At 66.2% G+C, this 13,967-nt stretch carries 14 protein-coding genes; 5 read left to right on the top strand and 9 right to left on the bottom strand.

All coding sequences use genetic code 11. The features are described 5' to 3' along the window. Nucleotides 1–7 precede the first annotated feature (7 nt). Genes tal through pgl form a run of 5 tightly spaced genes read left to right on the top strand, consistent with a single transcriptional unit; the run spans nt 8 to nt 6,081 of the window. Nucleotides 8–1,123, top strand: a complete 1,116-nt coding sequence (gene tal, locus QFZ57_RS15360; RefSeq protein ID WP_306900834.1) for a transaldolase — start codon at nt 8–10, stop codon at nt 1,121–1,123. Nucleotides 1,124–1,128: 5 nt separating this feature from the next. Then, nucleotides 1,129–2,760: a glucose-6-phosphate isomerase gene (locus QFZ57_RS15365; RefSeq protein WP_306900835.1), complete on the top strand. Its 1,632-nt coding sequence runs from the start codon at nt 1,129–1,131 to the stop codon at nt 2,758–2,760. 15 nt (nt 2,761–2,775) lie between these two features. Continuing rightward, nucleotides 2,776–4,335: a glucose-6-phosphate dehydrogenase gene (zwf, locus tag QFZ57_RS15370; protein ID WP_306631199.1), complete on the top strand. Its 1,560-nt coding sequence runs from the start codon at nt 2,776–2,778 to the stop codon at nt 4,333–4,335. After that, complete coding sequence (locus QFZ57_RS15375; RefSeq protein WP_306631200.1) at nt 4,332–5,273, top strand: glucose-6-phosphate dehydrogenase assembly protein OpcA; 942 nt, start codon at nt 4,332–4,334, stop codon at nt 5,271–5,273. Before zwf ends, QFZ57_RS15375 begins: the two co-directional genes overlap by 4 nt. Before the next feature lie 37 nt (nt 5,274–5,310). Continuing rightward, the gene (gene pgl / locus QFZ57_RS15380) at nt 5,311–6,081 is read left to right on the top strand and encodes a 6-phosphogluconolactonase (RefSeq protein WP_373461314.1); all 771 of its coding nucleotides are present in this window, start codon (nt 5,311–5,313) and stop codon (nt 6,079–6,081) included. Here the strand turns inward: pgl and QFZ57_RS15385 are convergent. The 9 genes from QFZ57_RS15385 to rapZ all read right to left on the bottom strand — a co-directional run bounded on the left by QFZ57_RS15385 (nt 6,034) and on the right by rapZ (nt 13,961). Further along, on the bottom strand, nt 6,034–6,429 hold the full coding sequence (locus tag QFZ57_RS15385; protein ID WP_306631202.1) for an RNA polymerase-binding protein RbpA: 396 nt from the start codon (nt 6,427–6,429) through the stop codon (nt 6,034–6,036). The two genes, pgl and QFZ57_RS15385, sit on opposite strands and share 48 nt — an antisense overlap. Nucleotides 6,430–6,560: 131 nt before the next feature. Continuing rightward, nucleotides 6,561–6,818, bottom strand: a complete 258-nt coding sequence (gene secG / locus QFZ57_RS15390) for a preprotein translocase subunit SecG (RefSeq protein ID WP_306631203.1) — start codon at nt 6,816–6,818, stop codon at nt 6,561–6,563. Nucleotides 6,819–6,866: 48 nt separating this feature from the next. After that, nucleotides 6,867–7,682, bottom strand: coding sequence for a triose-phosphate isomerase (gene tpiA, locus QFZ57_RS15395; RefSeq protein ID WP_306631204.1), 816 nt, complete (start codon nt 7,680–7,682; stop codon nt 6,867–6,869). Nucleotides 7,683–7,791: 109 nt separating this feature from the next. Next, nucleotides 7,792–9,018, bottom strand: coding sequence for a phosphoglycerate kinase (locus tag QFZ57_RS15400; protein ID WP_306900838.1), 1,227 nt, complete (start codon nt 9,016–9,018; stop codon nt 7,792–7,794). Between the two features lie 10 nt (nt 9,019–9,028). Further along, complete coding sequence (gene gap / locus QFZ57_RS15405; protein WP_306900840.1) at nt 9,029–10,039, bottom strand: type I glyceraldehyde-3-phosphate dehydrogenase; 1,011 nt, start codon at nt 10,037–10,039, stop codon at nt 9,029–9,031. 259 nt (nt 10,040–10,298) lie between these two features. After that, on the bottom strand, nt 10,299–10,925 hold the full coding sequence (locus tag QFZ57_RS15410) for a superoxide dismutase (RefSeq protein ID WP_306631207.1): 627 nt from the start codon (nt 10,923–10,925) through the stop codon (nt 10,299–10,301). 103 nt (nt 10,926–11,028) lie between these two features. Next, nucleotides 11,029–12,009 (bottom strand): DNA-binding protein WhiA, encoded by a 981-nt coding sequence (whiA, locus tag QFZ57_RS15415; RefSeq protein ID WP_043454785.1) that lies wholly within the window; start codon nt 12,007–12,009, stop codon nt 11,029–11,031. 9 nt (nt 12,010–12,018) lie between these two features. Then, nucleotides 12,019–13,038: a gluconeogenesis factor YvcK family protein gene (locus QFZ57_RS15420; RefSeq protein WP_306631208.1), complete on the bottom strand. Its 1,020-nt coding sequence runs from the start codon at nt 13,036–13,038 to the stop codon at nt 12,019–12,021. Then, a complete protein-coding gene (gene rapZ / locus QFZ57_RS15425) occupies nt 13,038–13,961 on the bottom strand; it encodes an RNase adapter RapZ (protein ID WP_306900842.1) in 924 nt (307 codons plus the stop codon). The genes QFZ57_RS15420 and rapZ overlap by 1 nt, the downstream gene beginning before the upstream one ends. Nucleotides 13,962–13,967: the final 6 nt, after the last annotated feature.

Raw genomic sequence — 13,967 nt, forward strand, 5'->3', positions numbered from 1 at the left:
TACAGAAATGACGACACCCACCCAGCAGCTCTCCGACGCCGGAGTCTCCATCTGGCTCGACGACCTTTCCCGCGGACGCCTGGAAACCGGCACGCTCCGCAAGCTCATTGAAGAAAAGAACGTGGTTGGCGTGACTACCAACCCCTCCATCTTCCACGCGGCCATCACCTCCGGTACTGACTACGACCACATCATTGCCGGCAAGGCAGCAGAAGGCGCCAGCGTGGAGGACACGATCTTCGAGATCACCACCACCGACGTCGCTGACGCCTGCGACCTGTTCGCACCGGTAGCGGCAGCCAGCAAGGGCATTGACGGCCGGGTTTCCATCGAGGTTGATCCCCGCCTGGCCTGGGACACTGCAGGAACCATCGCGGAGGCCAAGCACCTCTCCCAGCGCGTCAACAAGGACAACGTCCTCATCAAGATCCCGGCAACGATCGAAGGCCTCGGCGCCATCACGGCCACCCTGGCCGAGGGCATCAGCGTCAACGTGACCCTGATCTTCTCGCTGGAGCGTTACCGCGCGGTCATCAACGCCTTCCAGGCCGGCCTGGAGCAGGCCAGGGAAAACGGCCACGACCTCTCGAAGATCCACTCCGTGGCCTCGTTCTTCGTCTCCCGCGTGGACTCCGAAATCGACAAGCGCCTCGACAAGATTGGCACCGACGAGGCCAAGGCCCTCAAGGGCAAGGCAGGCCTTGCCAACGCCCGCCTGGCCTACCAGGTCTACGAAGAGCTCTTCGCCACCGAACGCTGGGCCCTGCTGGCCGACGCCGGTGCGCTCCCCCAGCGTCCCCTGTGGGCTTCCACCGGCGTGAAGGATCCGGCCTACCCGGACACTCTCTACGTCACCGAGCTCGTTGCCCCCGGCGTGGTGAACACCATGCCGGAAAAGACCCTGGATGCCACCTTCGACCACGGCGTGGTGACCGGTGACACCGTCAGGGGCACCTATGACGAGGCGAACGCCACGCTGGATGCCCTGGAAAAGCTGGGGATCTCCTACAACGACGTCGTGGCACTCCTCGAGACCGAAGGCCTGGACAAGTTCGTGGCCAGCTGGAAGGAACTCCTCGCCGACGTCGAAGGCGCCCTCGCCTCTGCACGGAAGGCTTCCTAACACCTATGAGCACTCTCAGCTACGACGCCACCGGCGCAGCCCAGCAGGCACTTGAACAGCACCTGCCCGCCCTCGTCGAGGACCGGATTGCCACCCGGATCTTCGCCAAGGACCACACCCTGTGGGGTCCGGATGCCGAGTCCGAGTCGGCGGTCCGCCTCGGTTGGGTGGAGGCCGCATCCGTCTCACAGCCTTTGGTCAAGGACATCCTGGAACTCCGCGACGCCCTCCGCGCCGAGGGCGTCAGCAGGATCGTGCTCTGCGGCATGGGCGGATCCTCGCTGGCCCCCGAGGTCATCGCAGGCACCGCCGGCGTCGAGCTGACAGTGCTGGACAGCACCGACCCGGACCAGGTCAGGGCTGCCCTCGCGGACCGGCTGGCAGAGACCGCCATCGTGGTCTCATCCAAGTCCGGCTCCACCCTGGAGACCGACTCGCAGCGGCGCATTTTCGAGCAGGCCTTCACGGAGGCCGGCGTGGACGCCAAGAGCCGGATCATCATCGTGACGGACCCGGACTCGCCGCTGGACAAGGCATCCCGCGAAGCCGGCTACCGGGCAGTGTTCAACGCCGACCCCAACGTGGGCGGCCGCTACTCGGCCCTGACGGCATTCGGCCTGGTCCCCTCCGGCCTGGCCGGCGTGGACGTCCAGGCGTTCCTCGACGAGGCAGAGGAAGCTGCCGAGATCCTCAACGACGACGCCCCTGAGAACATCGGGCTGGCCCTGGGCACCGCCCTGGGGGGTACCAGCCCGCTGCGGAACAAGATCGTCATCGCCGAGGACGGCTCCGGCATCGTTGGCTTCGCCGATTGGGCTGAGCAGCTCATCGCCGAATCCACCGGCAAGCTGGGCACCGGCGTCCTTCCCGTCGTCGCCGGCCCGCATGCCGCTGAGGTAACCGCCGGCGCCCCTGACGTCCTGGTGGTGCGGCTCGTGGCCGCGGATGCCGACGTCGAACTCGGTGACAACCAGGTGGCCATCGCAGGCGGCCTCGCCATGCAGATGATGGTGTGGGAGTTCGCCACTGCCGTTGCCGGTCGCCTGCTGGGAATCAACCCGTTCGACCAGCCCGACGTCGAGGCCGCCAAGGTGGCTGCGCGCGGGCTGCTGGACGCCCAGCCGGAACCCACGCCTGCGGCATTCGTTGACGGCGCCATTGAGGTCCGCGGCGGCGATTGGCTCGGGGACGCTGCCACCGCAGAGGGTGCCGTCAAGGCCCTGCTGGGCACCCTGGCTGAGGACAGCTACCTGAGTGTCCAGGCGTACTTCGACCGGCTCGCTTTCGCCGGACTTGAGGGTATCCGGGACGAACTGGCGGCCGCCACGGGCCGCCCGGTGACGTTCGGCTGGGGCCCGCGGTTCCTGCACTCCACCGGCCAGTTCCACAAGGGCGGGCCGGCCATCGGCGTGTTCCTGCAGGTCACTGCCGCGCCCGCCGAGGACCTGGGAATCCCGGACCGGCCCTTCACCTTTGGCGAGCTCATCTCCGCCCAGGCTGCAGGCGACGCCCAGGTGCTGGGTGAGCACGGCCGTCCCGTGCTGCGCCTCCACCTCACCGACCGTGCCGCCGGCGTGGCGCAGCTGCAGGACGTTGTCGCTGCCCTGTCCACCCGCGCATCCGCTACCGAAAGCTAAGGCGCAGAAGCAACCATGCCAGAAACTGAATACGGCAGGAAGGGCGCGGGCCGCGGGCGTAATCCGCTGCGCGATCCGCGTGACCGCCGTTTGAACCGGATTGCCGGTCCGTCGTCCTTGGTGCTCTTTGGGGTAACGGGTGACCTTGCCCGGAAAAAGCTGATGCCGGCTGTGTACGACCTCGCCAACCGTGGGTTGCTGCCGCCGAGTTTCGCGCTGGTAGGGTTCGCCCGCCGGGAGTGGGACAAGGAAGACTTCGCCGCGGAGGTGAAGGCATCGGTGCAGGCCCATGCCCGCACTCCTTTTGATGAGGCGGTATGGAACCAGTTGTCCGAGGGCATCCGTTTTGTCCAGGGCGAGTTCGACGACGACGCCGCGTTCGAGCGGTTGGGCGAGACGATCAAGGAACTCGACGACGTCCGCGGCACCCGCGGGAACCACGCGTTCTACCTGTCCATTCCGCCCAAGGCGTTCGAGCAGGTCTGCCGGCAGCTGTCCAAGCACGGCCTGGCGCAGGCCGAGGGGGACAAGTGGCGGCGTGTGGTGATCGAAAAGCCGTTCGGCCATGACCTGGAGTCGGCCCGGAAGCTGAACGACATCGTGGAGTCGGTATTCCCGCCGGACGCGGTGTTCCGGATCGACCATTATTTGGGCAAGGAAACGGTGCAGAACATCCTGGCGCTGCGCTTCGCCAACCAGTTGTTCGAGCCGTTGTGGAACGCCAACTACGTGGACCACGTCCAGATCACCATGGCCGAGGACATCGGTACCGGCGGCCGGGCAGGGTATTACGACGGCGTGGGCGCGGCCCGCGACGTGATCCAGAACCACCTGCTGCAGCTGCTCGCGCTCACGGCAATGGAAGAACCAATCTCCTTCAACGCCGATGACCTGCGCGCGGAGAAGGAAAAGGTCCTCGCCGCGGTCAAACTCCCGGAGGACCTGTCCACGCACTCCGCGCGCGGGCAGTTCACCGGAGGCTGGCAGGGCGGCGAGCAGGTCCAGGGCTACCTGGAGGAAGAAGGCATCCCGGCCGATTCCACCACCGAGACCTATGCGGCGATCCGCGTGGACATCCACACCCGCCGCTGGTCCGGCGTACCGTTCTACCTGCGCGCGGGCAAGCGGCTCGGCCGGCGGGTGACGGAGATCGCGGTGGTGTTCAAACGCGCACCGAACCTGCTGTTCCGCGACCACGGCGAGGATGACTTCGGCCAGAACGCCGTGGTCATCCGGGTCCAGCCTGACGAGGGCGTAACCATCCGGTTCGGGTCCAAGGTCCCGGGCACCCAGATGGAAGTCCGCGATGTGACCATGGACTTCGGATATGGCCACTCCTTCACCGAATCGAGCCCGGAGGCTTACGAGCGGCTGATCCTGGACGTGCTCCTCGGTGAGCCGCCGCTGTTCCCGCGGCATGAGGAAGTGGAGCTCTCCTGGAAGATCCTTGACCCGTTCGAGGAATACTGGGCCTCCCTGGCCGAACAGCCCGAACCCTACGCCCCCGGCTCCTGGGGCCCGGCCTCTGCTGATGAGCTGCTGGCCCGTGACGGACGAACCTGGAGAAGGCCATGATCGTTAACCTGCCGGACACCACCACCTCGAAGGTGTCCAAGAGACTCATGTCCCTGCGCGAGCAGGGCGGCGTGATTGCCCTGGGCCGGGTGCTGACCCTGGTGGTCGTGACCAAGTCCGGGCTCGAGGAAGAAGCGATCGAGGCCGCCAACGACGCCAGCCGGGAACACCCCTGCCGGATCATAGTGCTCGCCGACGCCGGGAAAGACGCCGAGGACCGGCTCGACGCCCAGATCAGGGTCGGCGGGGACGCTGGTGCGTCCGAGGTGATCGTGCTGCGCGGCTACGGCCAGCTCGCGCACGAATCCGAGTCCCTGGTGGCTGCGCTGCTCCTCCCGGACGCCCCGATCGTGGCCTGGTGGCCGCACGGTGCCCCGGAGAACGCCTGCGAAACCTCCATCGGGGCAATCGCGCACCGCCGGATCACCGACTCCGCGAACGAACCGGACCCGCAGGCCGCGCTGGAACGGATCCACCACACCTACAAGGCCGGTGACACCGACCTCGCCTGGACCCGGCTGACCAACTGGCGCATCCAGCTCGCCGCGGCCCTGGACGGAGTCGATTCCTCCCCGGTGACGGCTGTCGCGGTCGAAGGTGCCTCGGACTCACCCTCGACGATCCTGCTGGCGGCCTGGCTCACCCTGACCCTGGATGCACCCGTCACCATCGTGGCGGACCCCGCCGGGACCGGCATCCGCCGCGTCCGGCTCTCCCGCCCCGGCGGTGACGTCCAGCTCTTCCGTCCCGGACTGTCCGTAGCAGAACTGACCCAGCCGGGCCAGCCCGCCCAGCGGATCTCCCTGCCGCGCCGCAGCCTTCGCGACTGCCTTGCAGAGGAACTCCGCCGCCTCGACCCGGACGAAGTGTTTGGCGAAGTGATTACTATTGGACTGCCACGAACCAATCTAAGGAGCGTCCGACCCAGTGAGCGTTGACCCACGAGTAAGCATCCACCCTGATTCGTCCGTTCTCATGGCCGCCATCGCGGCACGCCTGATCACCAAGCTTGTTGATGTCCAGGACAAGTACGGCGAAGCCACCGTGGTGCTCACCGGGGGAACCGTGGGGATTGGCACGCTGAAGGCTGTTGCGGACTCACCGGCGGCGCCCGCCGTGGACTGGTCGAAGGTCAACTTCTGGTGGGGCGACGAACGCTTTGTGGGGTCTGCGGATCCGGAGCGGAATTCCAGGCAGGCGTTTGACGCGCTGCTTTCCCGCATTCCGGTGGACCCGGAGCGGGTCCACTCCCCGGGTTCCTCCGATGAATTCAGCACTCCCGAGGAAGCAGCTGAGGACTATGCACGCCAGCTGCGGGAGGCCGCAGCAGCGGAGCACGCGGCTGACATGTCCGACGACAGGCCGGAGGAGCCGTCACCGCTCCCCCGGCTCGACGTGGTGCTGCTCGGCGTGGGGCCTGACGCCCATATTGCCTCACTGTTCCCGGAGCAGGCCGGGATCCGTGAAAAGGACCGCACGGTGGTGGGGGTGCGGAACTCCCCCAAGCCGCCGCCGCTGCGGATCTCGCTGACGCTGCCGGCCATCAATACGGCAGCGGAGGTGTGGATGGTTGTGGCCGGTGAGGATAAGGCCGGAGCAGTAGGACTCGCCCTGGCCGGAGCCAATCCGGTGCAGGTGCCCGCGTCCGGCCCGCGGGGAACATCCCGTACGCTGTGGCTGATCGATGAGAACGCCGCTTCACGTGTCCCGCAGCAGCTGGTCCGGAAGGATGCCGCGGGCGCGTAGCTTTTCCAGCGCTCCGGCCAGGACGTCTTCGGCGTCCTGGCCGGAGCGCCGTTCTTTAACGTATTCCAGATGGCTCTTGTAGCCGTCGTCGAACGGATCGTCAGGGGCCGCGGCCTGGCCGTCCCGGGAGGCAGGTCCGCCGCAGCGCCTGCAGTCCCAAATCTGGGGAATCTGGTCCTCGGGCATCTTCAGGAACACGGGCTGCGTCTCGTGCCCCTTGGCGCACCAATAGGACACCCGGATGCGCGGGAGGGGGCGCGAGGACGAGTCGTTCGAATGCAGGCTCGATCCGGACCCTGCCGTAACCCCTGCGCGCGTGCCCCGGAACCCTGATGCTGGATGGACCATAACGACTCCTGCCTCGAAGCGGTCGCCGGGGACCTGCAGCTTAAACGGAACTGTGGCTGCCGGGAAACCGACAGCCACAGTCTAATTCGCAGGCCCGCCAGGCGGCAGGGCCTAAGGAACCTTGTCCAGGATCAGGAATCCCCGGCCCCGCTGAACCGCATGATCAGGCCCAGGGCGATGATCACCACGCCCCACGTGACGCCCAGGATGACGGTGAAGCGGTTGAGGTTTCGTTCTGCCACGCCCGAAGAGCCGAGGCCTGAGCTCATCCCGCCGCCGAACATATCGGACAACCCGCCGCCGCGTCCCTTGTGCAGGAGAATCAGCAGCGTCAGCAGGAGGCTGGTGATGCCCAGGAGGATCTGCAGAATGACATGAAGAACGTCCACGACGGCCTTTCAGAAGTTGGGATTGCGGGAGTATGGGCTGGCTACGGACTAGTCCGTGACCAGGTGGCTCTCGAACCTGACAATATTAGCAAACTCGGCCGGGTCAAGGCTGGCACCGCCCACCAGCAGGCCGTCCACGTCGCGTTCCTGCAGGATGGCGGCGGCGTTGTTGGCCTTGACCGATCCGCCATACAGCAAACGGGTCTTGGCTGCCACGTCGGCGCCGAACAGGGACTCGAGTTCTGCCCGGATGGCGGCGCACATTTCCTGCGCGTCCTCCGGCCCGGCCACCTCACCGGTGCCGATGGCCCAGACGGGCTCGTAGGCAATCACCAGTTCGGCCGCCTGCTCGCTGCTGAGTCCTGCCACGCCGGCGCGGAGCTGCTGCAGCGTGTGGTCAACATGGGTTCCGGCCTGGCGGATCTCCAGGCCTTCCCCTACACAGAGCACGGGTGTGACCCCATGCTTGAAGGCGGCCTTGACCTTGGCGTTGAGAACCTCGTCGGACTCGTTATGGATGGTGCGGCGTTCGCTGTGGCCGACCAGGACGTACTTGCAGCCGAGCTTGTTCAGGAACTGCCCGGAAATGTCGCCGGTGTAGGCGCCCGAGTCGAACTGCGACAGGTCCTGGCCGCCATAGGCGACCTGCAGGTCGTCGCCCTGGACCAGGGTCTGGACACCGCGGAGGTCGGTGAACGGCGGGAAGACGGCCACCTCAACGCGGCTGTAGTCGTGCTTGGCGTCGGAGAGGGTCCAGGCCAGTTTCTGCAGGAGCGTGATGCCCTGCACGTGGTCCATGTTCATTTTCCAGTTGCCCGCGATGAAGGGCTTGCGGTCGAAAGCGCCGTTCGTTGACGTAGTCACGTAATCTCCAAAAAGTTCTTGATATGTGTGCGGCCGGCAGGCTGCCGCGGGCAACCTGCCGGCCGGAGGAATGCGAAGTGGCGTTTGCTGCCGGACAGCAGCGGCGGTTCTACCGGTCCAGGACGCTGAGGCCGGGGAGTTCCTTGCCTTCGAGGTATTCCAGGCTGGCCCCGCCGCCGGTGGAAATGTGCCCGAACTGGTCATCGCTGAATCCCAGGGTGCGCACTGCGGCCGCCGAGTCCCCGCCGCCCACCACGGTGAGCCCGTCGGTCTCGGTCAGGGCCTGGGCGATGGCACGGGTGCCCGCCGAGAATGCCTCGAATTCGAAGACGCCCATGGGGCCGTTCCAGAAGACGGTCCGTGCACCCTTAATCCGCTCGGAGAAGGCAGCCGCGGTATCCGGCCCAATATCCAGGCCGATGCCCTGCGCGCCGAAGCTGCTGTCTTCAATGGCGTCGGCAGCCACGGTTTCGTGCCTGGCGTCGGCAGCGAACTTCTCTGCCACCACGGTGTCCGTGGGAACCACGAACTCCGTCCCGGCGTCGGCTGCCCGCTTCAGGTAGTCCTGGACAACCGGGATCTGGTCCTCCTCAAGGAGGCTGGAGCCAACCTTGCTGCCTGCGGCTGCCAGGAAGGTGAAGAGCATGCCGCCGCCCACCAGGATCGTGTCAGCCTTGCCAAGCAGGTTGTCGATGACCGCAAGCTTGTCCGAGACCTTGGAACCGCCGAGCACCACCACGTAGGGACGCTGGGTGTCAGTGGTCAGCTTCCGGAGGACCTCCACCTCGGTGTGCACCAGGTCGCCCTGGTATGACGGGAGCCGTGTGGCGACGTCGTAGACACTGGCGTGCTTGCGGTGGACGGCACCGAAGGCATCATCCACGTACGCGCCGTTATCCCCGGTCAATGCCACGAGCTCGTCCGCGAAGGCGCCGCGTTCGGCGTCGTCCTTGCTGGTCTCGCGGGCGTCGAACCGGACGTTCTCGAGGACCAGGGCTTCCCCGTCCTGCAGGGACGCCGCAGCTGCCTTGGCGGCATCGCCGACGGTGTCTGCAGCCAGGGTGACCTTGAAGTCCGCCAGTTCGGCGAGACGGTCAACTGCGGGGCGAAGGGAGTACTTTTCCTCCGGGGCGCCCTTGGGGCGTCCGAGGTGGGCTGTTACCAGCACGCGGGCACCGGCGTCCGTGAGCTTTTGCAGCACTGGCAGGGAGGCCTTGATACGGCCATCATCAGTGACTGTAGAGCCGTCGAGCGGCACATTCAGGTCACTTCGAACCAGAATGTACCGCCCGCGGACACCTTCAGCGATCAGTTCGTTGAGGGTGTGGGATGTCATGTGTCTAACCCTAGCCCAGCTTGGCTGCCACAAGCTCCGTGAGGTCCACGAGGCGGTTGGAGTAGCCCCATTCGTTGTCATACCAGGAAACAACCTTGACCTGGTTGCCGATGACCTTGGTCAGGCCCGCGTCGAAGATGGACGAGGCAGGGTCACCGACGATGTCGGAGGAGACGATGGGCTCTTCCGTGTAGGTCAGGAAGCCCTGGAGTTCCTCGGATTCAGCGGCGCGCTTGAGGGCTGCGTTAACTTCCTCGACGGTGGTCTCGCGGGAGACCGTGACAGTGAGGTCGGTGGCGGAGCCAGTGGGCACGGGTACGCGGATGGCGTAGCCGTCCAGCTTGCCCTTGAGCTCCGGCAGGACCAGGCCGATGGCCTTGGCGGCACCGGTGGAAGTGGGAACCATGTTGATGGCGGCGGCGCGTGCCCGGCGCAGGTCCTTGTGCGGGCCGTCCTGGAGGTTCTGGTCGGCGGTGTAGGCGTGGACGGTGGTCATGAGGCCACGTTCGATGCCGAATTCGTCGTTGACCACCTTGGCCAGGGGGCCGAGGCAGTTGGTGGTGCAGGACGCGTTGGAAATGATGTTGTGCTTGGCGTTGTCGTAGAGGTTGTGGTTTACGCCCATCACGATGGTGATGTCCTCGTCCGAGGCCGGGGCGGAGATCAGGACCTTCTTGGCGCCGGCGTCGATGTGCTTCTGCGCGTCGGCTGCCTTGGTGAAGAACCCGGTGGATTCGATGACGATGTCCACACCCAGTTCAGCCCAGGGGAGGTTGGCCGGATCGCGTTCCGCCAGGACCTTGACCACGTTGCCGTTGACGACGATGTTGCCGTCCTTGACCTCGATGGTTTCCTTCAGGCGGCCGCCGACCGAATCGTACTTGAACAGGTGTGCCAGGGCTTCGGGGCTGGTGAGGTCGTTGACTGCAACGATCTCAAGGTCTGCGCCTTGGGCAAGCGCTGCGCGGAAGTAGTTGCGGCCAATACGGCCAAAGCCGTTGATACCAATACGGGTCGTCACTTTTACAGTCTCCTTGGTGCTTTGAGAAGCACTACTAGTTGAGCGGGCGTTCAAGCCAACTAACAGATCCCGCACGCCATTGGGCAGAGATGATTTACACGGAGGGCGACCAGCCTCATTGCTGAAGGCTAACCGCCTTCCGTGACCTATCTTACGTTTAACTGGGTCCGCCCCCGCAAGTGCGGGGGCGGCCGGTCCACATCCCGGCCGGTTTAAGTCAGAATGTGAAGTTTGTTACAGCGATGTATAGCGCCGGTCACTACGGGAGGGTGATGAGTCCCGTGGCGTTGGCGCGTGCTGCCTCGAAGCGCTGGGCGACGTCCGCCCAGTTGACGATGTTCCAGAACGCCTTGACGTAGTCGGCTTTGACGTTGACGTAGTCAAGGTAGAAGGCGTGCTCCCACATGTCCAGCATCAGCAGCGGGGTGGTGCCCAGTGCGGTGTTGCCCTGCTGGTCGTAAAGCTGCTCGATGACCAGGTTTCCGCCGATGGGTTCGTATGCCAGGAAGCCCCAGCCCGATCCCTGCAGGCCAAGGGCTGCGGCGGAGAACTGCGCACGGAAGGCATCGAAGGAGCCGAAGGCGTCATCGATGGCCGCGGCCAGCTCGCCCTCGGGCTTGTCGCCACCGTCCGGGGAGAGGTTCTTCCAGAACACGGAGTGGTTGATATGGCCGCCGGTGTGGAACGCGAGGTCCTTGGAGAGCCGGTTGATGTTGGCGAAGTCGCCCTTTTCACGTGCCTCGGCCAGCTGGGCCAGGGCGTTGTTGGCGCCTGCCACGTAGGTGGCGTGGTGCTTGCTGTGGTGCAGCTCCATGATCCGCGCAGAAATGTGCGGTTCGAGGGCGGCGTAGTCGTAGCTGAGTTCCGGCAATACGTACTCGGTCACAAAATCCTCCAATATCGTGGACCCGCCAGGGCCCGGTTGGTAACTCTCGGATTGTGCATCCGGGCAGCTGGTGCCCGGAATTATTTTCGATTCTATGGGGCGCCTACTCGTCCAGCATTTCAGGCGTCACATTGGCGTCCGTTCCGGGAATGCCCAGGTCAAGCGCGCGTTTGTCCGCCATGGCCAGCAGGCGGCGGATCCTGCCGGCGATTGCATCCTTGGTCATCACGGGGTCGGCCAGGCGGCCCAGTTCATCCAGGCTGGCCTGCTTGTGGGCCACGCGAAGCTCACCTGCGTACTTCAGGTGGTCCGGCACATCATCGCCGAGGATTTCCAGCGCCCGTTCCACCCTTGCCCCGGCCGCAACAGCTGCCTGCGCGGAACGCCGCAGGTTGGCGTCGTCGAAGTTGGCGAGCCGGTTGGCGGTGGCCCTGACTTCCTTGCGCATCCGGCGTTCCTCCCACACCATCAGCGCGTCGTGGGCTCCCATGCGCGTCAGGAGTGCGGCGATGGTGTCGCCGTCGCGGATGACAACGCGGTCCACTCCCCTGACTTCCCGGGCCTTGGCCTGGATGTCCAGGCGGCGGGCTGCGCCCACCAGGGCCAGCGCGGATTCCGGCCCGGGGCAGGTGACCTCCAGCGACGACGACCGGCCGGGCTCGGTGAGCGAGCCGTGGGCCAGGAATGCACCGCGCCATACGGCTTCGGCGTCTGCTGCCGAACCATTGACGACGGCGGACGGCAGGCCGCGCACGGGGCGTCCGCGGCCGTCCAGGAGGCCGGTCTGGCGGGCCAGCGCCTCGCCGTCGCGGACCACGCGGACCACGTACCGGCTGGCGCGCCGGAGTCCCCCGGCGGAAACCACGATGATCTCGCTCTGGTGTCCGTAGACCTCGGCGATGGCGGCACGCAGCCTGCGCGCTGTGGAGGCGAGGTCAACTTCCGCTTCAATGACGATCCGGCCGGAAATGATGTGCAAGCCGCCGGCGAACCGGAGCATGGCGGAGACTTCAGCCTTGCGCACTGATGACTTCTTGATGTCCAGACGGGACAGTTCTTCCTTGACTGATGCTGTCAGTGCCATGGCACCTTCCTAACTGTTCCCAAAAATGTCCTGGTACGCCGTCGCCAGCCGCAGCGGCTCGTGGACAGGGCGGCGTCCCGACGCCCCTACTTTACCCAAGACCACCTCTGCGCCGATCATGCCGGCGGCCTTCTCGAATTCCTGCCGGTCCGGCACGGAGGCGGGATCCGCCAGGACCACGTCCACACTGAACTCCGGGGCGTAGCGCCGCAGGACGTGGAGGTGGTCCGCTGCTGTCATGCCGGTGGTTTCCTTGGTGTCCGTGGCAAGGTTCATGGTCAGGCAGCGCTTGGCGGGGGTGCTGCACAGGGCCTGCCGCATCTCGGGCAGGAGCAGGTGCGGCAGGACCGAGGTGTACCAGGAGCCCGGGCCAAGGACCACCCAGTCCGCCAGTTCGATGGCAGTCAGGGCATCGGTGCAGGCCGGCGCCGCTTTGGGCAGGAGCCGGACTTCCTCGAGCGAGCCGGCCACGGCACAGCGCGCCTGGCCGCGGATGGTCTGCAGTTCGGTCTCCCCGCCGGGGGCGGTCACACGCACGTCGCCTTCGATGGTGAGCGGGACGGTGGACATGGGCAGGACCTGGCCGCGGGCGCCGAGCAGCGCACCGGCCCACTTGAGCCCTGCGACGGTGTCACCCAGCAACTCCCAGAGCGTGACGATCAGCAGGTTTCCCATGGCGTGCTCGTCCAGCGACCCGCCGGGGCCCTTGCCGGGCCGGAACCGGTGCTGCATGACGTCGCGCCAGGTGCGGCCCCAGTCCGTGTCGTCGCAGAGCGCGGAGAGGGCCATGCGGAGATCCCCCGGCGGAAGGACGCCGTACTCCTCGCGCAGACGCCCTGAAGAGCCGCCGTCGTCCGCCACCGTGACCACCGCGGTGAGTTCGGAGGTGAGCAGCCGCAGTGCGGAGAGCGAGGCCGCCAGGCCGTGTCCGCCGCCCAGCGCCACCACGTTGGGGCCCTTGTCCTGCTGGCCCGAACCCTTGCCGGCGGCCGGCGGCACCAGGGGCAGGGCTCCGGTGAACAGGGCCATTATTCGCGGCCCAGATCCCGGTGCGCGGTGGTGACCGTGACCCGGGGGTACTGCGCGAGTTTCTTGGAAAGTTCCACTGCGACCGCAACGGAGCGGTGCTTGCCGCCCGTACAGCCGACGGCGATGGTGGCGTAGTGCTTGTTCTCCCTGCGGTACCCCTCCAGGACGGGTTCCAGTGCCAGGACGTAGCGGTCCACGAAGTTCTTGACCCCTTCGGCCTCCAGCACGTAGTCGCTGACGTCCTTGTCCAGGCCGGTCTGCGGACGCAGCTGCGGCACCCAGTGCGGGTTGGGGATGAACCTGACGTCGGCCACGTAGTTGGCATCCACCGGCAGGCCGTACTTGAAACCAAAGCTCATGACATTGAGCCGCAGGGCAACCGGGCCGGTTTCGCTGAACAGTTCCGTAATGGCGGTGGCCAGGCCGTGAACGTTGTAGTTGGAGGTATCCAGGACGACGTCGGAGCTGTCGCGCAGTTCCTGCAGCAGCTCACGTTCGGCGGCGATGCCGTCAAGGATGCGGCCGCCGCCCTGCAGGGGATGCGGGCGGCGCCCCTGTTCGAACCGCCGGACCAGGACGTTGTCGCTGGCGTCGAGGAACAGGACGCGGAAGGTCACGCCGCTCGCCGCGAGTGCGCCCAGGGCCGAGCGGATGTCCGCGAAGAGGCCCTTGCTGCGTACGTCAATCACCACTGCCAGCCGCGGAATTGACTGCGGGGCGTGTGAAACGAGCTCCGCGAGCGTGCCCAGCATCTGTGGCGGGAGGTTCTCCACGACATACCAGCCGTGGTCCTCCAGCGCGTCTGCGGCGGTGCTCCGCCCGGCGCCGGACATTCCGGTGACCACCAGCAGCTCCGCTTCGAGCGGCTTGACGGGCTCCAGCCCATCGTGGCCCGCTCCGGATTCCGCCGTCGTGTCTGCCATGAAGCC

It is taken from the genome of Arthrobacter sp. B1I2, assembly GCF_030816485.1.
Classification (GTDB): Bacteria; Actinomycetota; Actinomycetes; order Actinomycetales; family Micrococcaceae; genus Arthrobacter.